Origin of the sequence: Spongiibacter thalassae, assembly GCF_012272835.1 — a bacterium.
Lineage (GTDB): Bacteria > Pseudomonadota > Gammaproteobacteria > Pseudomonadales > Spongiibacteraceae > Spongiibacter > Spongiibacter thalassae.
Window position 1 is genome coordinate 374,047 of sequence record NZ_JAAWWK010000001.1, and the last position, 21,925, is coordinate 395,971.

The 21,925-nt window shown below is 55.6% G+C and carries 19 protein-coding genes; 14 read left to right on the forward strand and 5 right to left on the reverse strand.

Annotated elements, in window-relative coordinates; translation table 11 throughout:
• Window positions 1-43: 43 nt before the first annotated feature.
• From HCU74_RS01530 to HCU74_RS01545, 4 genes are read left to right on the forward strand one after another with little or no spacing between them, the layout of a single operon-like run.
• The gene (locus HCU74_RS01530) at window positions 44-1,303 is read left to right on the forward strand and encodes an aromatic ring-hydroxylating oxygenase subunit alpha (RefSeq protein ID WP_168448628.1); all 1,260 of its coding nucleotides are present in this window, start codon (window positions 44-46) and stop codon (window positions 1,301-1,303) included.
• A 2-nt stretch (window positions 1,304-1,305) separates the two neighbouring features.
• Complete coding sequence (locus HCU74_RS01535; protein ID WP_168448629.1) at window positions 1,306-1,815, forward strand: aromatic-ring-hydroxylating dioxygenase subunit beta; 510 nt, start codon at window positions 1,306-1,308, stop codon at window positions 1,813-1,815.
• Window positions 1,816-1,834: 19 nt separating this feature from the next.
• On the forward strand, window positions 1,835-2,614 hold the full coding sequence (locus HCU74_RS01540; RefSeq protein WP_168448630.1) for a fumarylacetoacetate hydrolase family protein: 780 nt from the start codon (window positions 1,835-1,837) through the stop codon (window positions 2,612-2,614).
• A gap of 20 nt (window positions 2,615-2,634) precedes the next feature.
• The gene (locus HCU74_RS01545) at window positions 2,635-4,506 is read left to right on the forward strand and encodes an AMP-binding protein (protein ID WP_168448631.1); all 1,872 of its coding nucleotides are present in this window, start codon (window positions 2,635-2,637) and stop codon (window positions 4,504-4,506) included.
• Between the two features lie 25 nt (window positions 4,507-4,531).
• Here the strand turns inward: HCU74_RS01545 and HCU74_RS01550 are convergent, their stop codons facing one another.
• Window positions 4,532-5,167, reverse strand: a complete 636-nt coding sequence (locus tag HCU74_RS01550) for a TetR/AcrR family transcriptional regulator (protein ID WP_168448632.1) — start codon at window positions 5,165-5,167, stop codon at window positions 4,532-4,534.
• Between the two features lie 194 nt (window positions 5,168-5,361).
• On the opposite strand from HCU74_RS01550, the gene HCU74_RS01555 reads away from it, so the two are divergent.
• The 6 genes from HCU74_RS01555 (at window position 5,362) to HCU74_RS01580 (ending at window position 9,787) form a co-directional block, all read left to right on the forward strand.
• Window positions 5,362-6,081 carry a helix-turn-helix transcriptional regulator gene (locus HCU74_RS01555; RefSeq protein WP_168448633.1) on the forward strand — a complete coding sequence of 240 codons (720 nt, stop codon included), beginning with the start codon at window positions 5,362-5,364 and terminating at the stop codon, window positions 6,079-6,081.
• A gap of 36 nt (window positions 6,082-6,117) precedes the next feature.
• Window positions 6,118-6,552, forward strand: a complete 435-nt coding sequence (locus HCU74_RS01560) for a PaaI family thioesterase (protein WP_168448634.1) — start codon at window positions 6,118-6,120, stop codon at window positions 6,550-6,552.
• A gap of 112 nt (window positions 6,553-6,664) precedes the next feature.
• Entirely contained in the window at window positions 6,665-7,018 is a 354-nt protein-coding gene (locus HCU74_RS01565) for a DUF2834 domain-containing protein (protein ID WP_168448635.1), read from the forward strand.
• Between the two features lie 161 nt (window positions 7,019-7,179).
• Complete coding sequence (locus HCU74_RS01570; RefSeq protein WP_168448636.1) at window positions 7,180-8,121, forward strand: DUF7064 domain-containing protein; 942 nt, start codon at window positions 7,180-7,182, stop codon at window positions 8,119-8,121.
• Window positions 8,121-9,278: a phosphotransferase family protein gene (locus HCU74_RS01575; protein WP_168448637.1), complete on the forward strand. Its 1,158-nt coding sequence runs from the start codon at window positions 8,121-8,123 to the stop codon at window positions 9,276-9,278. Before HCU74_RS01570 ends, HCU74_RS01575 begins: the two co-directional genes overlap by 1 nt.
• Window positions 9,275-9,787, forward strand: a complete 513-nt coding sequence (locus HCU74_RS01580) for a hypothetical protein (protein WP_168448638.1) — start codon at window positions 9,275-9,277, stop codon at window positions 9,785-9,787. Before HCU74_RS01575 ends, HCU74_RS01580 begins: the two co-directional genes overlap by 4 nt.
• Before the next feature lie 60 nt (window positions 9,788-9,847).
• Here the strand turns inward: HCU74_RS01580 and HCU74_RS01585 are convergent, their stop codons facing one another.
• The 4 genes from HCU74_RS01585 to HCU74_RS01600 form a co-directional block, all read right to left on the reverse strand.
• Window positions 9,848-11,080: a thiolase family protein gene (locus tag HCU74_RS01585; RefSeq protein WP_168448639.1), complete on the reverse strand. Its 1,233-nt coding sequence runs from the start codon at window positions 11,078-11,080 to the stop codon at window positions 9,848-9,850.
• A 96-nt stretch (window positions 11,081-11,176) separates the two neighbouring features.
• Complete coding sequence (locus HCU74_RS01590; RefSeq protein WP_168448640.1) at window positions 11,177-12,748, reverse strand: long-chain-fatty-acid--CoA ligase; 1,572 nt, start codon at window positions 12,746-12,748, stop codon at window positions 11,177-11,179.
• Window positions 12,749-12,763: 15 nt separating this feature from the next.
• Window positions 12,764-13,555, reverse strand: coding sequence for an enoyl-CoA hydratase/isomerase family protein (locus HCU74_RS01595; protein WP_168448641.1), 792 nt, complete (start codon window positions 13,553-13,555; stop codon window positions 12,764-12,766).
• Window positions 13,556-13,596: 41 nt separating this feature from the next.
• Window positions 13,597-14,478, reverse strand: a complete 882-nt coding sequence (locus tag HCU74_RS01600) for an SDR family oxidoreductase (protein ID WP_168448642.1) — start codon at window positions 14,476-14,478, stop codon at window positions 13,597-13,599.
• Between the two features lie 925 nt (window positions 14,479-15,403).
• On the opposite strand from HCU74_RS01600, the gene HCU74_RS01605 reads away from it, so the two are divergent.
• The 4 genes from HCU74_RS01605 (at window position 15,404) to HCU74_RS01620 (ending at window position 21,810) form a co-directional block, all read left to right on the forward strand.
• Window positions 15,404-16,471, forward strand: a complete 1,068-nt coding sequence (locus tag HCU74_RS01605; RefSeq protein WP_168448643.1) for a 2Fe-2S iron-sulfur cluster-binding protein — start codon at window positions 15,404-15,406, stop codon at window positions 16,469-16,471.
• 52 nt (window positions 16,472-16,523) lie between these two features.
• On the forward strand, window positions 16,524-17,996 hold the full coding sequence (locus HCU74_RS01610) for an aldehyde dehydrogenase family protein (protein ID WP_210425069.1): 1,473 nt from the start codon (window positions 16,524-16,526) through the stop codon (window positions 17,994-17,996).
• A 37-nt stretch (window positions 17,997-18,033) separates the two neighbouring features.
• Entirely contained in the window at window positions 18,034-19,137 is a 1,104-nt protein-coding gene (locus tag HCU74_RS01615) for an NAD(P)-dependent alcohol dehydrogenase (RefSeq protein ID WP_168448644.1), read from the forward strand.
• 261 nt (window positions 19,138-19,398) lie between these two features.
• The gene (locus tag HCU74_RS01620; RefSeq protein ID WP_168448645.1) at window positions 19,399-21,810 is read left to right on the forward strand and encodes a TonB-dependent receptor; all 2,412 of its coding nucleotides are present in this window, start codon (window positions 19,399-19,401) and stop codon (window positions 21,808-21,810) included.
• Window positions 21,811-21,925: the final 115 nt, after the last annotated feature.

Consider the following 21,925-nt stretch of genomic DNA (forward strand, 5'->3'; position numbering starts at 1 on the left):
GCAAACTGAAGCGGAACTAAAAGCATAAGAAAGAGGAAGTGTGATGACTGATCCCCTGATTATTGATGACAACGATCGCGGCGTCTTCAAGGTTGCCCGGCGCAGCTTTACCAGCCAGGAAATTTTTGAGCAGGAGCGCGACCGAATCTTCCAGAATTGCTGGCTGTACCTCGGCCACGAGTCGGAGCTGCGCAATGCCAACGAATTTGTTACACGCACCGTCGCGGGACAAAACCTGATTTTTGTACGGGGCAAAGACGGCGAAGTGCGTGCCTTTTTCAATGTGTGCCCCCACCGTGGCGCAACGGTTTGCCGAGAGAAAAAAGGCAAGGCGAAGAGCTTTCAATGTATGTACCACGGCTGGGTGTTTAAAAATAACGGTGAAATCAATCACCTCAGCGGTGAACCGGCCTACGCCAAGGACTTCAAGGAAAACGGCAACTGCAATCTGCGCGCGGTACCGCATCTGGACAGCTATGCGGGATTCTATTTCGTCAGTTTTAAGGAGGATATTGAGCCACTGCCGGATTACCTGGCTGGCGCCAAGGAATATCTGGATATCGTCGCAGACCAGTCCAGCGCGGGAATGGAGATTGTTGGCGGTACCCAGGAGTATTCCATTCGCGCCAACTGGAAACTGTTAGTAGAGAACAGTGTCGATGGCTACCATGCCGAGTCAACCCACGCCACCTACCTCGACTACCTGATGAACACCAATGGCAGTCTTACCGCGACCAAATTGGCCGGCAAGGGCTACGATCTGGGCAACGGTCATGCGGTTATTGAATACAGTGCGCCCTGGGGACGACCCATTGCCCAGTGGATTCCGATGTGGGGTGAAAAGGGCAAGGAAGAACTGGACCGGGTCTACGCCGAGTTGGTTGAGCGTCTGGGTGAGGACAAAGCCAAACAGATGGCAACGCTGAATCGCAATATGATTATTTTTCCCAACCTGGTGATTAACGACATCATGGCGATTACCGTGCGCACCTTTTATCCCACTGCGCCTGACGAAATGATGATTAACGCCTTTGCTCTCGGTGTGTGTGATGAAAGTGAATGGCGCCGTGAATATCGCCTGTCCAACTTTCTCGAATTTATCGGCCCCGGCGGGTTTGCTACACCGGACGACGTTGAGGCGCTGGAGCACTGTCAGCGAGGCTTTCAGGCCCATGCGAATGTGCCGTGGAACGATATTTCCAAGGGTATGAAAGCCTCGCAGCCGTCCTTTGATGACGAACTGCAAATGCGCGCCTTCTGGCGGGAGTGGAATCGTCGAGTTGCGACTGAAGGGGAGAAATAACAATGAAAATTACCGCGACCCAGGAATCGCTGTTGCGTTACTTCCAGATTCAACAATTACTGTTTCACGAAGCTCAGTTACTCGATTCGTGGCGGCTGAATGAGTGGCTGGATCTGTTTACGGAAGACGGCGGTTATTTTGTGCCGCCCACCGATGTTTCCGCCGAGGAGGCCGACCCGGCCAAGCATCTTTACTACATCGCCGATAACCGTGCCCGCCTTGAGGAACGTGTGATTCGGCTGGATAAACGTACCTGCCATGCGGAGTTCCCCCGTTCCAAGGTGCAGCATCTGGTCAGCAATATTCTACTTGAAAGTGACAACGGCACCGAGGTTGGTGTCAGTGCAGGGTTTGTGGTCTACCGTACCAAGAATGGTCACACCGATACTTTTATTGGCCATTATCGCTACCTGCTCAGAGAGGTCGAGGGCGAACTGAAAATAGTGAAAAAGACCTGCAACCTGGCGCTGGACGGGCTTAGACCCCAGGCCAAAATCAGCATTATTCTGTAACCGGAGCCGCGCACGTTTTATGAATACTCAGCAGATTGAACAGCTCAGCAATGAACTCTATACCGCCCTGCGTCAGGGCGTTGCTGTACCGCCTCTGACGGATCGACATCCCGAGCTGGATATCGACGCCGCATATGCCATTTCCTTGGCCATGCTGGAAAAGCGTCTGGCTGATGGCGAACGACTTATCGGCAAGAAAATCGGAGTGACCAGCGAGGCGGTGCAGAATATGCTGAATGTTCGCCAGCCCGATTTCGGCTTTCTCACTGAGGCTATGCAATGCGAGGGCAGCCTGTCGCTGGCGGGAATGATCGCCCCAAGGGCTGAAGGTGAAATCGCCTTTTGCCTGCGCAGCGACCTCAAGGGTCCTGGGGTGACGGAAGCCGACGTGCTGGCGGCGACGGAATACGTCATGCCCTGTTTTGAAATTGTCGACTCCCGTATTGCCGACTGGAAAATCAAGATTCAGGACACCGTAGCTGACAATGCGTCCTGCGGCAGCTTCGTAGTCAATGAAGAAGACAAGGTTGACCCCCGAAATCTGGATTTGCCCTCGTGCAAAATGAAGGTCTTCAAAAACGGGGCGCTGCTCAGTGAAGGCAGCGGTGCTGCGGCATTGGGCAACCCGCTGACCTGTGTCGCCTGGCTGGCCAACACCCTTGGCAAATACGATATTTCATTGTCGGCGGGAGATATTATTCTCTCTGGTTCGCTGGTGCCCCTGGAGGATGTGCGTCCGGGTGACACCATGTCACTGGAGATTTCAGGGATCGGCACAGTGGCGATCAATTTTGAATAACGCGTGAGGAGAGAATAATAATGAGCATGCAGGAAAATATTGCGCAGTGGCAGCAAGCTGCGAAGGAAATCGACTGGTTTCACAATCCCACCGTCACGCTGGATGACAGTCAGGCGCCGTTATACCGATGGTTCAGCGACGGCCAGTGCAACACCAGTTATAACTGCCTGGATCGCCACGTTGCTGCTGGACGGGGGGAGCAAACCGCTCTGATCTACGACAGTCCGGTCACCGACACGATCGAGCACATTAGCTACCAGACATTGCTGGAGAGAGTGGCCAAATTTGCCGGTGCCCTGAAGGCTCTGGGCGTAGGCAAGGGCGATCGGGTAGTGATCTATATGCCAATGGTGCCCGAGGCCGCGGTGGCAATGCAGGCCTGTGCCAGAATTGGTGCGGTGCACTCGGTAGTATTCGGTGGTTTTGCCGCCAATGAGCTGGCCTCGCGCATTGATGACTGCGGTGCCAAACTCGTTATTTCCGCGTCATGCGGCATCGAGCCCGGTCGGTTGGTGGCCTACAAACCTTTGCTGGACGAGGCGATTGAACGCTGCCAGCACCCACCGGAAAAGTGCATCATCTTGCAGCGTCCACAGCTGCATGCCGAGATGGTGGTGGGGCGTGACCTGGATTGGGTCGAATGCGAGGCAGGGGGGGCGCCCGCCGAGTGCGAAGTCATGCAGGCCACCGATCCTCTTTATATTATTTACACCTCGGGCACCACCGGAAATCCCAAGGGTGTGCTGCGGGACAACGGCGGCCACCTGGTGGCGATGAATTGGAGTCTCGGGGCGATATACGGCATCGACCCCGGCGATGTATTTTGGGCGGCCTCGGATATCGGCTGGGTGGTGGGTCATTCCTATATCGTTTACGGGCCGCTGATTCGCGGTGCCACAGCGATAATGTTTGAGGGCAAGCCGGTGGGCACCCCCGATGCCTTCTCGTACTGGCGCTTGATCGAACGCCACAAGGTCAAGGCGATGTTTACCGCACCCACTGCCATCCGTGCCATTAAACAGCAAGATCCCGAGGGCCATGGGCCGGAGGACTTCGATCTGTCCAGCCTGAAACACCTGTTTCTGGCCGGCGAGCGGGCCGATCCCGACACCATTCACTGGGCGGAAAAACAGCTTGGTATTCCGGTCATCGACCATTGGTGGCAAACCGAACTGGGCTGGCCGGCGGTGGCCAATTGCGCCGGACGGGAACTGTTCCAGGTGAAGTATGGGTCGTCGGGTAAATGTGTGCCGGGCTTCGATGTCGTGGTGCTCGACGAGGAGGGCAGGGAACTCCCTCCCGGGGAAATGGGCGCGCTGGTCATACGCCTGCCGCTGCCACCCGGAACCCTGCCCAGTCTGTGGAAAAACGATCAGGGCTTTATCGAAAAATATCTCAGTCGTCATCCGGGTTTCTACGATGCGGGTGATGCCGGGTTTATTGACGACGAGGGCTATGTTCACATTATGAGTCGCACCGACGACGTGATTAATGTGGCGGGTCACCGGCTGTCCACCGGGCGTATGGAGGAGGTGCTGGCGGCCCATCACGACGTGGCTGAGTGTGCGGTCTTCGGGGTGAACGACCCCATGAAGGGCCAGGTGCCCTACGGTTTGCTGGTGCTCAATGCCGGGGTCGCCCGCCCGGTGGAGGAGATAGAACAGGAAACCATTGCATTGGTCCGGGAGCAGGTTGGCCCGGTTGCCTGCTTTAAACAGGCGAGGGCGGTGAAACGTTTGCCGAAGACCCGTTCGGGTAAAATTCTGCGGGCGACCTTACAAAAAATGCTGAACGGCGAGCCTTACAAGGTGCCCGCGACCATTGATGACGCGGCAATTCTCGATGAGATCAGCGAAACGCTGGGTTTGGCAGAAGCCGCGCTACAATCCTGAGCATTGTCAGCGGTTAATGACAGCGCTAAGCGGAGTGGGCGGGTTGACCGCTTACTACCGCGGCGCTCACCATCTGCTTCCAGCGGGTGACCAGCCGCTGGTACTGCTTGGGGTTTTCGCTAATCAACATTTTCACCACATAGCCCCGGACGACACAAAAGCTCAGGTTTAAAATATCTTCCGCGAGTTCCTTGTCCCAGCCCAGGGCGATCAGCCGGTCGATCCACGCCTTTTCAACCTCTGAGCGGCTGGCAATGGCCAGTTTGATTTGCTGGTCGCGCAATTCCTCGTTCTTGCCGCCGGCCATCAGAATGTCCAGTGCGACCATAAAATAGTCCGACATAAAAAAGTCTTCAGCGTCTTTCATCGCCGCGTCTATCGGGTCGTCGCCGGCTTTGAAGGCCGAGATATTCCGCGAGAAAATACTGTGGGACTGCTCATAGGCGTACTGCATTGCTGCCAGCGTCAGGTCGTTCTTGGTGGGAAAGTGATGTAGCTGGGCACCCTGGGAGACACCGGCCTTTTTGGAAACTGCCGAGGTGCGGAAGTTGGCATAGCCGACCTCCTGAATGACTTCAAAGGCTGCTTTCGACAGGCGAAACCGCATATTAGCCGTACGCTGCGCCTGGGGGACCCGTATCTTTTTAGTCTTCTCAGTCAAGCTACTATCCTTATACCGTCTACCCTGGAGTATCGTCAGCACTGTGCGCTGAATCATCAGTGACTGCTGGCTCATTATAGCCGCTTGCACCGGCTCGCTGCGACTGCGTTATGGGGATTTGTGCCGTTGACAAGCCCTGTGTCGGCAAAGTATCTTGCTTGCTAATGGTTCGCGAGATAAATAAAAATATCGCTATGTACCAACTCACTGCTGATCAGCACTTAAGTGCCCAGGAAATCATGGCGCGCTCCGGCGCCAATAACTTCTGCCTGTTCCTGTTCTCTGCCCACCCTGAGCGCGCAGGGGTGCGGTTTATCTGTAATTATGGCATGAGTCGACCCGTTGCCCAGGGCTACACTCGGAGCTTGTGGCGCCAGGACCCCTTTCTGCACTGCCAACGTTGGCCGACGGACAAACCGACTCCCCTGCTGTTAGAACGGGGTCAGCTAGAAACAAAGAACGACCCCCACAGCGCCTATTGGCATTTTATCAACGGGGTTGGCTACCGGGACATTATTGCGGCGATCCACCCCTTCAGCGCCGATACCTTCCTGGTGGGAGGGCTGATGCGCCAGGAAGGCGATGGCCCATGTCGTCGCATTGTATCCGACGATACGCTTGACGCGATGAACACCTTCACCGCAGCCGCGGCCAACGCCATTATGGCAAATTGGCTGTCGCCATTGATTTGCACAACACCGGAGAAGGATAATGGGGACAGACCCCCGGCGCTGACACCTCGGGAACAACAGGTGGTGAATGCACTGGCGAGGGGGTACAGTAATAAGCAAATCGCAGCGCAGTTATCCCTGTCTGAATACACCATTGAAAATCACTTTAAACGACTGTTTAAAAAATTCGGGGTGAATAACCGTACCGCTTTGTTATCGGCGACGGGCGTGATCGCGCTGTGAAGTGTTAGTTCATGTCGTTTTACAGGAGTACGCCCATTGTCCGATCACACACAGTCTGCGCTTGCTATCCCCGAAGGCTTCCGCCCCATCCGCTCTGGCTCGCCCTTTGATGAGCGTTTTGGCGGCGTGTATTGCAAGGAAGATGGAAACCGGTTTTTGTTGGGCTTTCGTGTTCAGCCCCACCACCTGAATGACGGTGGCACCTTGCACGGTGGCGTAATGGCGACCCTGGCCGACTGGCAACTGGAAGGAGTCAGGCCACAGCTGGGTATTTCCGCCGAGGTGATTACGCCGACGATAAGTCTTTCGGTGGAGTATCTTGCCCCCTCCACGGTGGGCACCTGGCTGGAGTGTCGGGCAGAGTTGCAAAAGCGCACCGGCCGTATGGCCTTCACTCGGGCCGAGCTCTATGCCGATGAGACATTGGTGGCGAGATCGTCGGCGATCTATCATCTGCCTCGAGGCGCCTGAATTACAATACATATTAGCTTGCGAACGGAAATTATAAGAGATATTGTGGTGCTGGCCGCGCGCTGGTAATAGCGTCGGTGTTGGTGAAATTGATAACAATATTGGAGACACCATGACCGCACAGAATATCAAACATATAATTTTCGTTATCCTGGGTATTGCCGCACTGATACTCACTTGGCCCCACGCTTTTGACTGGATGCGCAATGGCGGGAATATTCTCGACCCGCTGTCTTTCTTTACCGATGCCATCGACGCGGGCGAGACGGCGGCCTTTCTCAGTCTGGATATGATGATTGCCTGGGTAGTGTTTATGATCTGGGTGGTGTTCGATACTGCCAGGATAGGCATGGGCATGAAATGGGGTTGGTTCTTTGTGGCCCTGTCGTATATTGGTGTGTCCTTCACCTTTCCTGTCTATCTCGTGGTGCGTGAGCGTTATATCGACCGGCATCGCACCGAGTAAATCAGCAGGGCGGCGGTGCTAATGCCGCCCTTTCCTCCTGTCACTGCCCGTTTTCGTGAATTGATACTGCCCCGATAGACTGAAATTGGTCTATTGCCTCAAGTAGTTCGCTTGCTAATACTGTTGCCCATAACGATTTAAATAACAGGGAGCAGCCAATCATGAAGCGAAAATACACCACAGATATTAAAGCCCTTGACCCAATACACGACAATCGTCATCAGTTGGGCAGCGGTCCGCTTGCGCGGGAGTCTCTTGCGTATGTACTGCAGCTGCCCGAGGAGGGCATTGCCGGGATTATCTACACCTGGGTGAATGGCGAAGGCAAGGCCGGCTGTGCCGTGACTCTGTACGGGCCAGGGGTGGGGCCGGAACCTCTGGTAGATATGCTTGACGGAGTGGCGGTGCCCGCTGATATGGACTTTTACGACTGGCGGGTTGAGCGTTTGCAGCTGCGTATTGGCGAGTTACTGGACACCGCGCATATTCAATATCAGTCGGAACACTTCGAAATCGATTATCACTTTACCGCCGCCCAACCCGCCTACGCTTATAGCTCTCACGCGGGAGGCTGTCCCCAGTGGATTGCCCACGATCGCTTTGAACAGCAGGGCACTCAGTCCGGTTGGATTCGTTTTAATGGCCGCGAGATTCCCCTGCGCGGCTATACCCAGCGCGATCACTCATGGGGCACTCGTGACTGGGGTGTCAATCAGCATTGGAAGTGGATACACGCTCAGGCCGGGCCGGAACTCAGTGTGCATTTCTGGAAACTGGAGTCGATGGGACAGACGCTGACCCGTGGCTATGTCGATAAAAACGGCCATATCGCTCAGGTGGTGAATGTGGATATCGAATTTGCCATGAATGAGGATATGACTACGCGCTCTGTAAACGCCGATATACGGGATTCGGCGGGGCGGCTTACGCGCTTTCAGGGCATCCCCTACGCGACGTTCTACCTCAGCCCCGACCCGATGATAACCCTGTTTGAATCGCCGATTACCGCCCACATCGACGGGGTTCCCGGCGGCGGCTGCTGCGAGGTGATGTGGACCAACAGCCTGATCGAATACGTGAAAGCCAAGCGGGAGGCGGCGTGATGACAACACTATCGGTTGCTTCAAACTATGTGGCGGGCCGCGATATCGAACCCGGCGTGGTCGCGATGCTTGAACAGGCTGCTCGCAACAAGGGCGAGCCGGCGTACCGCTCGGTGACAGCGGCGGAAATGGGGCCAAAACTGGAGGCATTTCTCGCCCGTAACGGGGTAGCGCAGCCCAGGGTAGAGGGGCTACGCCGTATGGGCGGCGGCGCATCAAAAGAGCAGTTTGTTTTCGATTTGCACGCGGCAGGCCAGCCGACCCAACGCTGTGTGCTGCGTATGGACCCGTTGGAAAGCGCCGTCGTCTCCGACCGCCGCAAGGAGGTCAGTGTGTTGCGACGGATGGAGTCCGTGCTGCCGGTGCCGCCGGCCCTGTGGGCTGATGTCGACGGCAGCGAGTTGGGCCGCCCGGCCCTTATTGCCGGGTTTATTGGTGGTGTGACGAAGCCCTCGGGGGACAGCGGCAATGTCTCCGGTCTCGGCACCCTGGTGCCGGAAGCCTTTCGCGAGAAATTGTCGGCGCAATTCATCGACTATCTGGCGGCGATGCACGGGGTGCCGGTGGATTTCGACCCCGAAGTATTTCATGTGCCCGATGCCGACCCTAAGCAGGCCGCCAGGTGGCAAGTTAACTGGTGGAGCAGTGTGTGGCGCGATGACGCCATTGAAGGCAGTCCGCTAATGGGGCTGGCCGAGCGGTGGCTTCGGGATCATTTGCCCGACACCGATGAGCTGGTGGTAGTTCACGCGGATTTTCGTACCGGCAATTATCTGTTCGATGAAGACAGCCAGGAAATTACTACCATTCTCGACTGGGAACTGGCCCATATCGGTGACTATCACGAGGATCTTGCCTGGATAATCTGCCACAAAGGTGTCACTGCCGAGGGAGAGATCATGGCTTCGGGCCTGCTCACCCCGGAGCAGCTGTGCGACTGCTACCACCGTGCTACCGGACGGCGGGTCAACCCCGCCCATCTGCATTTTTACAAGGTGCTGAGCGTGTACAAGTGTGTGGCGATTTGTCTGGCGACCTCCGCGCAAACAGCAAAGCGTCAGCACAGCCATCAGGACATTCTGCTGAGCTGGCTGACCGCCGCCGGGCACGCCTTTTCCGACGAATTACTCTCGCTGCTGGAGGAGTCTCCCCTATGAATCCATCACAATCCCTGCGTGTATCCACAATGATGCGTGCACTACAGGACAGTATTATGCCCGCCATCGGCGACGATCAGCCACTGGCCAGGGAGCAGGCTGGCCTGCTGCTGGGGCATCTTGCCGCGCTGCAGCAGCAGGACGGTCAGGAGAAGGCCGTCGACAATTATTGCGATACGCTGCTGGAGAATCTGTGTGAGTCGCTGCTGGCTTTGAGTCGCAACGAGCAGGATGCAGAGGTCCGCGCACTGCGTGAACAACTGGAATCGGCCTGTGGTGATGGCGATCTGCATGCTGCTGGTTTTTACTGCGAGCGGCTGTTGGCACTGACCGATGTTAGCGACGATTTTAAAACACAGAGCGCGGTAGCACTGTACCGCTATGCCAAGGCGCATACGCAAATGGGGCGAGCCTGGTGTTTGCCGATGGGCTTTGACAGCAATGCCGGGGAATTACCCGCTGTGGGTGATATTCTGAAAGCAGGGGCGAAGGCCAACGAGCTGAGCTGAGGCCGGGAAATGTGGCAGGGGAAAGAGCGCACCGGCAGCTTTGCCGGTGCGCCAGGAGGCTTACGCCTCGGGGTTTTCCAGCAGCAGGGCGCTACCCTGGCCGCCGCCGACACAGGCAGAGGCGATGCCGTACTTGATGCCACGGCGTTTCATTTCCTTGGCGAGGGTGGTGGTGCAGCGCACGCCCGTTGCGGCCAGGGGGTGGCCATAGGCGGTGGCACCACCATTAACGTTAAGTTTGTCGAGGCTGATGTCAAGATCCCTTGCTACGGCCAGGCACTGGGCGGAGAAGGCTTCATTGATTTCGAACAAACCAATATCACTCAGCGCTAAGCCGGTGCTGGCGAGAATGTCCTTGATCGCCGGTACGGGACCTATGCCCATATAGTGGGGGTCAACAGCCGCGGCGGCGGACGCCTTGATCTGCGCCAGTGGTTTTACGCCGGTGCGCTCGGCATAGGCGGCGCTGGCCACCAGCGCGGCGGCGGCACCGTCAACGATACCGGAGCTGTTGGCGCCGGTTTGCACACCGTCTTTAGCAAACGAGGGCCGCAATTTGGCGAGAGTTTCACGGCTCGTCGGACGCACGTGCTCATCAGTGGCAAAACTGTCAACTCCCCGGGGCAATTTGAATTGCTTGGTTTTCAAACCTTCACACTCAAAGGTCTGGTTGGTCAGGGTCAGAATTTCGTCGTTCAGTACGCCGGATTTCTGCGCCGCCAATGCCCGCTCAAAGCTGTTGAAGGCAAATTCATCGACCTCTTCCCGGCTCAGATTAAATTGCTTGGCCAGGTTTTCTGCGGTGCAACCCATTGGAATATCAGCAGCGGCGTCGTAGAGCAGTTCCAGCAAATAGTCGCGAAAATCCACCTGCCCCAGTTTGAAGCCGCCACGGCTGGTAAAGCTGGCTACCGGCATCCGCGACATGGATTCACTGCCGACGCACAGCATGACTTCGGCCTTGTTCAATTGCCGGTAGTCGGCGGCTGCGGCGATCAGTTCAAAGCCAGACCCACACAGCCGTTGCAGCATCAAGGCCGGTGCGCTTTGCTTCATACCGGAGTACAGGCCGATATGGCGGGGCAGGTAGCCGGCGTCGAAGTCCGATGGCGCCAGGTTGGCGGCAAACAGGCAGTCGACATCCTGCGGGTTAATATTGGCTTGTGTAAAAAGCCCTTTGACGACGGCGATGCCGAGGTCGGTGGCAGAAAGGTGGGCGATGGTGCCGTTGACTTCGCCGAAGCCACTGCGGCGACCGTCGATCAACCATGCGTCATTGTAGGTTGTTGCCATAGTTAAAGTGCCTCTTCCGGTTCATTAATAATTGCGGTGGCGCGGCAAGGTTTGTGCCCGCCAACGCGTGGTGTTTTGTGTGCGTTACTGGGCTGGTTAGCCAATGCCACGTTGCTGTCCTTCCCAGTAGGGCGCGCGCAGGTCTTTTTTCGATACCTTGCCCGCGCCGGTGCGGGGAAAGTCCTCGACAAACTCGACGGATTTCGGACATTTGTAGTTTGCCAGATTCTCCTTGCAGTAATTGATAATCTCATCAGCGCTCGGGGTGCTGCCCGGGCGTGGTATTACCAGCGCCTTGACCTCTTCACCCCATTTTTCACTGGGTACGCCGATAACCGCTGAGGCGGCAATGTCGGGGTGCAGAGACAGGCAATTCTCCACTTCTGTGGAGTAGACGTTTTCGCCACCGGTGACAATCATATCCTTGGCGCGATCGACAATATAAAAATAGCCATCTTCGTCGAAGTAACCCACGTCGCCGGATTTATACCAGCCGTCGCTATACACCTCGTCCCAGGCTTTTGCCTTGCGCCAGTAGCTCTTGGCAATGGAGGGCAGCTTTATCAGCATTTCGCCAGGCTGGTTCGCGCCGAGGACATTGCCGTCGCCATCCACTATGCGAATGTCAATCAGCGGCAGCGGCTTACCGCAGGAGGTTAGCCGCTTTTCGTTGCTCAGGTCGTGGTCGTCGGGGCGGAGCAGGGTGATTGCACCACCCGACTCGGTTGAGCCATAGAACTGCATAAACTTGCAGGGGATTTTTTCCATGGCACGTTTCAACAGGCCCATTGAAATCGGTGAGCCGGCGTACATGATTTCGCGCACGCAACTGAAATCGGTGTTGTCGGTTTCCGGGTGGTCGAGCAGAAACTGCAGCATCACCGGTGCAACCCCGGCGAGGGTGGGTTTCTGCTCGTTAATCAGTTGCAGCACCTCGGTGGGGTCAAATTGAGTCGCGATGACAATGGCCGCACCGTTATACATTGCCTGCATGGACAAGCCGAGGCCGAGCAGGTGAAAACTGGGTACACAGAAGAGGTAGCGATCCTCCGGGCCCCAGGTATAGGCGGGCTCGAGGTGTTCACACAGGCGCATATTCATAATACCGCCGTGAACCATTTCGACGCCCTTGGGGACACCGGTTGTACCCGAGGTATAAATTTGCCAGGCGGTATCATCAGGCTGGCAGTAAGCGCGGGGGTCGCTGCTGTCGGCGTCGGCAAACCACTGCCACAGCGGATTGCTGTCCTGCTTGCCGGCCTGCATGGCCACTACGGGTATATTGCGACTGTTGGACTGGCTGGCCTTTTCCCAGAGCGAAGCAAAGCTGTCTTGTACAATGGCCAGAGCGGGCTCGGCGTCGTCTAGAATCACCGCCGCTTCTGCTGCGGCAAGCCGCCAGTTCATGGGAATAAACGCCGCATTGAGCTTGGCGCAGGCGTATATGGTAATAAAATAATCGTCGGAATTGCCGCCGTAGAATAATACACGGTCGCGGGCGACAACCCCGGCCGCGCGCATGGCATTGGCCAGTTTACTCGACTTTTCATCCATTTCCGCCCAACTGATGGAATAGCCCATAAACTGAGTGGCTGGGCGGTCGGCGTAGTGCTTGGCATTATAGCGAACAATGTCGGCAACGGTTTTGACTTCGGGGAAGGCCCACATGGTGTCGATCCTCTTTTATTTGTATTTGAAGGTAACAGGTTCTTTACGGGCAACGGCGAGCACCGCGTTCCAGGTGTCGTCAGTACGGGTGCAGTCTGCCAGAGTTCTCGCCTCGGCTTCCATTTGCGTTTCCAGGGTATTGCTAAAACTGCTCAGGAACAGGTTCTTGTACTTACCTATAGTAAATGTCGGTCCTTTCGCCAGTTCTTCCGCGAGGTTTTTTGCGGCGTCGGCCAGTGTCTCGGCGGGATGCAGCTCGCTGGCCAACCCGTAATCCACCGCTTGCTGCGCGGTCCAGTTTTCGTTGCGGGCGAAAAAGGAAAAGGCTTTGCGACTGCCCACTCGCCGCGGCAGGAAATAGGAAGAGCCGCAGTCGCAGGAGAAGCCGATGCCGGCGAAAGCGGCGTAAAACCGCGCCTCCGGGCCGACGAGTACAAAGTCGGCGGCGGCTGCCATCGCGACGCCGCCTCCGGCAATCAGGGTGTTGGCGGCCAATATCACCGGGGCGTCCATGCGCGCCATGCGCGACAATCCCATATGAATATTGGCGGTGGCGTCTTTTATAAATCGCGGCAGAGCGTCGCGCTCGCCATTGGCGAAGGTTTTAAGGTCTCCACCCACGCTGAAGTAGGGGCCCTCTGCGTCGATTAATACAGCGCGGATATCCCGGCGCTCGTCGCATTCGATGGCGATGCGCTTGAATTCCTCGCAAAACGTGGCATCGAAGGGATTGCCCCGCTTGGGCTGGGCGAGAGTGATATGAGCGACCCCGTCGCTGACTGAAAATGTAAAGGCTGATAGTTCCATAACTGTTTTTTAACCCCTTTTTATTGGATAGCTCCGCGCCTTTAGCCGGTGCTGCGCTGGCTTTTCTCTTTTTCCGCCGAAGCCTTGATGCTGTCTCGTATTTCCTGCCAGTCATCGTCGTTCAGGTCTGCGAGGCTGGCAAAGGTACTGGGCGCCGCAAGGTGGTGTCCGCCGTCGATGGCAATGGTTTGCCCGGTCAAATACTCGCAGCCATCGGCCTGTAAAAAGGTCATTAAATTGGCCAGCTCGGGCATTTTGCCGTAGCGGCGCATGGGGACACTCTCGGAGTCAGTCGCGCCGGTGGACTTGCCCGTGGGGTTGAGCTTGTCCCAAGCGCCCTCGGTGGGAAAGGGGCCGGGGGCAACCGCATTCACGCGAATGCCGTAGCGGCCCCACTCAACGGCGAGGGATTTGGTCATGGAGTCAATCGCGGTTTTAGCCATCGCCGAGGGCACAACAAAGGCCGAGCCGGTCCAAACCCAGGTCACCAGATTGCTGACAATGCTGCCGGGAATCTGCTGTTTGATCCAGCGCTTGCCAACTGACAATACGGTATAAAAGGAACCGTCCATCACGGTCGAGCGAATGGCTTGGTAGCCGCGGGGGGACAGGTCTTTGGTCGGCGCAATAAAATTGGCGGCGGCGTTGTTGATAAGGCCGGTCAATGGGCCTTCCTGAAAGATGGAGTCCACCATGGCTTCGATGGAGTCGGGGTCGCGGATATCGCAAATGCGGTAGTGAATTTTGCCGCCGGTGTCGGCGCTCAATTCCTCACAGCATTCCTGCAATACGGACTCCCTGCGACCGCAGATATAAACCTCTGCTCCGCACTGTAGCAGGCCCCGGCTGATTTCCTTGCCAAGACCGGTGCCGCCACCGGTAATAAGAATGCGTTTTTGAGTGAGCGTATTGTGACTAAACATCCGGGACTCCCGTCGAATAGGTTTGTGCTTATCAGTTATAGGCCTGATGCTTGAACTGGGTCAGTCGCCAGGCGCCAATTTAGTACTAATATTAATAGTACGCGTACGAATAAAGTTCGTAAACCTATTTTATTGCCCTTCTATCCATTCATCGAAAAATTTTTATTTTCAGGCCCGTCGGCGCAGGCGGTGAGCGGCGTGCGTGCCGCCCCATCCGTGTTGAACTGATGAAAAGAGTTCGCTTGCTTAAAATAAAGTCGCTGTTTTCGCGATCGGGCAGAACGGCTTGCGGTGTTTTGAGCTGCTGGGCGGATGGGGTCTGGGTGGCCCCAGAGGCCCGATTGGCGGAGGGTGAGCGAGGATTATCCACGTTAGTGCAGATAGCTGTTGACAAGGTTGTATTGTTTAAATACAGTTCGTCTACACGGTATGTTACTTAATTCGCTGATGGTTGGGTGATGGTAGTTGTGAGGGCGGCATTCGGGCTTTTGCCAGAACGCTTTGGTGCGTCGAGGGATGGGTGAGGCGCAGTCGTCCGATAGGAATTGTCAGTCGCAAGTAGCCAGTAACGGTGCGATACCGTCGGACTAAAAGGCTTGCAGGTGGCTTGGGGTAGTCTTCGTGGGTAGTTCGGAGCGTTACCCGGGGTGGGAAGTGTTCGGAGAGTATTTCCGTTAATTTACGATGGGTAACAATAAGTAAGCGAAATAAAATAAGAAGGACGCCGATGAGGCGGGGGCAGGGTGGTAGGACTACGGTCGTTTTATAGTCGGTTTTAGCAGGTCGTTGCCCTATTGAGCATTGTGATAATTATAAATCTGGATGCTTGACATAAAAGGTTCGCATACTTAAGATTATTTGCATTAACTAATAATGAATTGCCGTTGCCGCGTTGGTTTCGGTTCACCCCGGGTAAGGAGTCGTTGTGTCGATATTCTCTTTTCTTAAGCCTTCACCAAAGAAGGTCACTGTGATGCCAGCGGGGGTCAGTTTTGAGGTCCAGCCGGGTCAGTCGATTCTTGAAGCTGGGTTGGCAGCGGGCTATGCCATGCCCCATAGCTGCACTGTGGGTACCTGCGGTACGTGCAAGTGCAAGTTGTCTGAGGGTAAGGTGCGTGAGTTAACAAATTTTGCCTATGTGCTGGAGGCGGAGGAGCTGCAGAGTAATGTGATTCTGACCTGTCAGGCGGCTCTGAAGGCCGATGCGGTCATCAATATTCCTCATTTCGAACTGAAGCAGCTCACACCGCCAGAGGACTTTCAGGGCGAAATCGTCGCTCAGGAAGAGCTGACCCACGACACTCGCCGAGTGACGATTCGTCTCGATCGGCCGATGAAATTTGATGCGGGACAGTATGTGCAAGTGCATCACGAGGACATTTACGGTATTCGCTCCTATTCCTTTGCCATGGCGCCTGCCGAAGGCGGTAATCAGGACGTAGAGCTGTTTATTCGGCTGGTTCCAGGCGGTGAATTCACTGGTAAGTTGTTTGCCGGCGAGCTGGATGGTGCCAAGGTGAAAATCCACGGTCCCGCTGGCAACTTCTGGTTGCGCGAGGGCAAGGGCCCCATTATTTGTGTGGGTGGGGGAAGTGGATTGGCACCGATTGTAAGCCTGCTTGAGCAGGCGGCAAAAGCACCTCATGGCCGACCCTGTGTGATGTTTTTCGGGGCGCGCAGCCAGGCAGATCTGTACTGCCTTGATCGTATCAAACAGATAGAGGAAGCCTGGGATGGTGCCTTCCAGTTCGTGCCGGTGTTGTCTGACGAGCCTGAAGACAGCGATTGGCAGGGCTTGCGCGGCTTTGTGAATACCGCCATCGACACTGTGGCAGGTAAATATATCGGTGAGGACGCCCAGGTGTATTTATGTGGCCCACCGCCCATGATCGACGCGGTCACTGCAACCGTATTGGAACTGGGTATCGACGAAGCCAATATCCATGCAGACAAATTTCTGGACGCCAGCCACGGTTTGTCCAGGCAGGATTAAACATAACGACGCGGCACGCTGTATACCCCATAACAAAAGTTGGAGCCAAGCCATGAACTCTATCAGTGATCTCAAAATTCCGTCGGGCAAAATGTTAATCGGTCAGGATTGGTGCGACGCCCAGTCCGGCGAGCGACTGGATGTAGAAAACCCCGCCAACGGCGAGATTTTCGCGTCGATCGCGGCGGGTGGTGCTGCGGAAATAGATGCGGCGGTAAAGGTCGCACGCAAAGCCTTTGAGTCGGCGGAATGGGCGAAAATGCGTCCCATCGACCGCAGCCGTTTGCTGGAGCAAGTGGCGCTGAAAATTGAAGCCCACGCCGATGAGCTGGCGCTGCTGGAAAGCTACGACAATGGTAAGCCCAAACATCTGGCGATGATGGTGGATGTACCCGCGGCGGTGGAAGTGTTCCGGTATATGGCGGGCTGGTGTACCAAAATTTACGGTAAAACCCTGCCTGTTTCCGGTGATGGACGCCAGTATCATGCCTACACCCTGCGCCAGCCTATCGGTGTGGTCGGCGCGATAGTGCCGTGGAACTACCCCTTGTCTATGGCTGCCTGGAAAATCGCGTCGGCACTGGCGGCGGGTTGCACCGTGGTGCTTAAACCCTCGGAGGTGACTTCGCTGACCACCCTGCGTTTAGCCGAGTTGATGCTGGAGGCGGGTGTTCCACCGGGGGTGCTGAATATTGTGACCGGTGTTGGTGAAAAAGCAGGCGAAGCACTGATTACCCATCCCGATGTCGACAAGATTGCGTTCACCGGTTCAACCCCCGTCGGTAAGCACATACTCCGCAGCTCCGCCAATGACCTGCGCCGAGTGAGCCTTGAGCTTGGAGGCAAGTCGCCTACCATCATCATGCCTGATGCGGATCTCGACAAGGCGATCCCCGACGCGGCCATGGCGATTTTCTTTAACTCAGGACAAACCTGTTTTGCCGGTTCTCGGCTGCTGTGCCACGAGTCGATCTACGACGATGTGATTGCCGGTATTAACGAAGTCGCCCGAAACCTGCCCATCGGTCCGGGGCAGGATGCCAACACCATGATCGGCCCGGTGGTGAATAAGAAGCAGCGCGAGCGTATTGAAAGTTATATCAAAATAGGCCAGGAAGAGGGCGCCGAAGCTATCAGCCCGGATGCTGAATTACCCGGCCAAGGCTACTTCGTCAAGCCGACGATACTGTCGGGTGCGACTGAGCAGTCACGGGTATTCAACGAAGAAATTTTCGGCCCTGTGCTGGCGGCAACCAAATTCAGCACCGAAGAAGAAGCCATCAGGCTGGCGAACAAGTCGCGCTTTGGTTTGGGTGCCAACCTCTACTGTAAAAACGTGAAAACCGCTCACAAAATGGCGGCGGCGATTCATGCCGGAACTGTGTGGATCAATACCTACTTTGTTGTTGATTCTGCGATGCCCTTCGGCGGATTCAAGGAGTCGGGTATTGGGCGTGAGGTCGGTGACGAGGGCGTTCTGATGTTTACCGAATCCAAGTCAGTCTGTGCCCTGTTGGACGACTAAGCAAATAAATCTGATAACACAATAACGGGATTGAAGCATGGAAATTACAGCAGCAGTGAGCCGTACCGCCGGCAGCGATTTTTCGATAGAGCAACTGCAACTCGAAGACCCCCGCGACAATGAAGTGTTGGTCAAGATTGTGGGTGTGGGAGTGTGTCATACGGATATTGCTGCCCGGGACCAGGCTATTCCCGCCGAAATGCCGATTGTATTGGGGCACGAGGGCGCAGGAATCGTCGAAAAGGTCGGTTCGGCAGTGACCTCGGTCAAACCCGGCGATCACGTCGTGTTGTCCTATACCTTCTGTGAACAATGTGCTCCCTGCGGGCACGATCACCACAACTACTGTCAGCAATTTGCGCCGTTGAATTTTGTCGGCTTGCGTGCCGATGGCAGCAAGGCCTTGAAAGACAGTCAGGGCCCGGTCAGTAGCCACTTCTTTGGTCAGTCGTCCTTTGCGAGCTACGCACTGGCTTATGAAAACAATGTTGTGAAAGTGCGCGACGATGCGCCGCTGGAACTCCTCGGGCCGCTGGGCTGCGGAATTCAAACAGGCGCAGGCACTTTTATGCGCGCCTTTTCCTGTGAGCCTGGTTCAGCCGTTGCCGTAACCGGTGGCGGGGCGGTGGGGCTTGCCGCTGTATTGGGCGCCGTCGCCCAGGGCTGCAAAACGATTATCGTGGTTGAACCCCACGAGAATCGCCGTCAGTTGGCGCTGGAAGTTGGGGCGACCCATGTGATAGACCCGATGTCGGTGAATATGACAGAAGCGATCCGCGAAATTGAACCCAATGGTTTGAACTACGCACTGGATACCACCGGAAAAGGGGTTGTGTTCCAGGGGCTGGTTGCAGCAATGGGCGCTGGTGGCGAGATTGGCATTGTGGGTGTTCCCAGCACTGAAGACGACGCCATGCTCAAGCTGGATGTGCTGAATATGCTGTTGTGCGGTATTAAAGTGAAGGGGATTTGCGAGGGCGACGCTCACCCCGCTGAGTTTATACCGGTGATGGTGGACTTGTTTATGGAAGGCAAATTCCCCTTCGACAAGCTTTGTGATTTCTATCAATTCGATCAGATTAATCAGGCAGTTGCAGACCAGCACAGCGGCAAGTCGGTGAAGGCAATACTCAAACTATAGCCACTCTTTTGCCACATCGACGAGGGTTGTTGTGGCAAAAGTAAGCTCAAAGTCCATCGGGCGAAGAGCTGGATCGTTGCGCTTGTGATGCCGTTATTGCGATGCAAGTCAATAAACGGCAGATCTCATGGACAAATGTTTGACAAAAACGTTCGCACATGAATAAATAGCAAGCATAAATAAAATATTGTTAACGACGTACTGACGCGTAAATTTTTGCATTGAACTAAAAATTAAAATTGTACTATGCAGGGTGAAAATATGAAAAAGACCATACTGGCTGCGGCGGTTCTTGCCGCACCAATATTTGCCAGCCACTCACACGCTCAAAGTGACGAGCCTGCGACTAAAAAGCGTAGCGCCAACCGGTTGCTTGAAGAGGTTACGGTAACGGCTCAGAAGCGTGAGCAGGACTCGCAAGACGTACCCATTGCAATACAGGCTTTTTCAGGAGAAAAACTCGACGCCTTCAATATTGAAGACACCGCCGATTTGCAGAAAATAACCCCGGGGCTGACTTTTACCTACACCTACGGCTACACCCTGATCTATCTGCGCGGTGTGGGGAGCGAGGCCTTTTTGCCTAACGCAGACCCCAGTGTTGCCACCTATATCGATGGAATAAACATTCCTGCCAGCCAGGGTAAGCAGGACTCCCTCGGGCCGGTTAAGCGGGTAGAGGTTCTGAAGGGGCCACAGGGCACGCTGTTTGGTCGAAATGCCACCGCGGGTGCGATCAGCATTGTCACCGAAGATCCACCGGTGGACGAAATTGTCGGCAATATCAAATACACGGCGGGTAACTATGATACCGCTGAATATCAGGCCTACACCGGCTTTGGTATTCCCGGTGTCGAAGGCCTGGGCATGACCCTGGCGGGCTTTAAGGACACCCACGAAAACTACGGCACCAACTTTAATAACGGTGAACCGATGCCCTGGCGGGAAGACTTCTCTGAGGGTGGTCGCGTCAAGGTTCGTTGGGACTTCCTCGACGACTACAGCCTCACGCTGATTGGCTCCTACGTTAACCAGTTCAATGGTAACTCCCTTGTGCAGGAAAACACCCGGCCCTCGCCGTTTTTTGGCAACGGTGCAGAACCCGACGAGCCCGATCGCGATACCCACACCAACTACGAGGGTGGTAACGCTACGATCAACACCATGTATGGCGCGATCTTCGAGTGGCGCCCCGGCCCGGTAGACGTCAAACTGATTTACTCCGACCAGCTCGCCGATGTTGACTGGGGGCAGTATGACTACGACTCAACCGACGAAGACCGTTCCGGCTTCTTTACCTACGACCAGTACAACGAGCAGGAAACTATCGAACTACAGATTCTGTCGAACGAAGATACACCCTGGTCTGACAAGCTGGAGTGGGTTGTAGGTTACTACGGCTTGAAAGCTGAAGGTGGCTTTGGTCGATTGTTCTTCTTCCTCAACAATGGCTTCGCGACCGCATTGCTACCTCCCACGGTTGGTGCCGGGGCTGCAGACCAGCAAAAGGTCACCCTGGAGTCGGCGGGGATACTCACCACAGAGGCCGACGCGTTCTTCGCCCAGGGCACCTGGATGTTCAACGAAGAGTGGCAGCTGACCTTGGGGGCAAGACATCAGGAAGAAACGCGATCGATTGGTAGCACGTATCTGGACTACGTGGACAACCAGTCCCCGGGCTTCGATGATTCCTACTACGAAAGCAACGATTATTCGCGTAACACTCGCCTGTCGACCTTTAGTGCGCCGCCTCTGGAAGAGGAAACCTTTTCTCCCAAGATCTCATTGCAATGGTTCCCGACGATTACTACCCAGGTTTATGCATCGCTACAGCGCGGTTATAAAAGCCCGACATACAACATCGTAAACTTCTTTGGTAACCCCGATGCGGTGGAGGCAGAAGAAACCACAGCGGCCGAGCTCGGTGTGAAATCCGAGTGGCTCGATGGTTCGCTGCGTTTGAATGGTGCGATCTTCGCATCACGGACAAAGAACCAGCTTACCGGTCTGGTATCGTTTACCTCTGGCGCGATTGTGCGTTATGCCAATGCCGAAGAGGCAGAGGTAGAAGGTGCCGAGATCGACTTCCAGTGGCAGCCCATGCCTAACTGGAACCCCGGTCTGGCGATTACCGGCGGTGCGACCTATGTCGAGTCCATCTTTAGCGAATATAAAGAAGGTGAAGGTTTCGACGACGAGTCGGGTCTGTACTTCGGCCCCGGTGCGCCGGAAGACATTCCTTTCGACGTTCTGGGTTTACCCAGTTTGCCGGTATCCACCACCGATGGCGCCAATGGCCCTCGAGACTTCACCGGCAACGACGTGCCTCGGTCGCCGAACTTTACCTCAACCGTATCGCTCAACCAGTTTGTCAATGTGGGTGACTTTGGCGCACTGGAATTCGGTGTGGACTATTCCTACAAATCGGAATACTTCACCACGGCACAGAACTCCCCGCACTACGTGCAAGACCAGTATGAGCTGTGGTCAGCCCGTGCCAGCTACTTCTATGACCCCTGGGGTCTGCAGCTCACGGCATTCGTAGACAACGCCAAAGACAAAGACTACTACGCCAGTATTCTGCAACAGGACTTCGGTCGCTCAGTAACCCTGGCACCACCCCGGTTATACGGTTTGAAATTGAAGTGGGACTTCGACGTATTCCTGAACTAAACGCAACCCGGATCATGCCTCTTTGCCGCCTTACCTAAGGCGGCTTTTTTTTAACCGCAAAAGCTCGCTTGCAAGGCAAGCTCCTACAAAACACCGATCACCAATCCTCCCGATA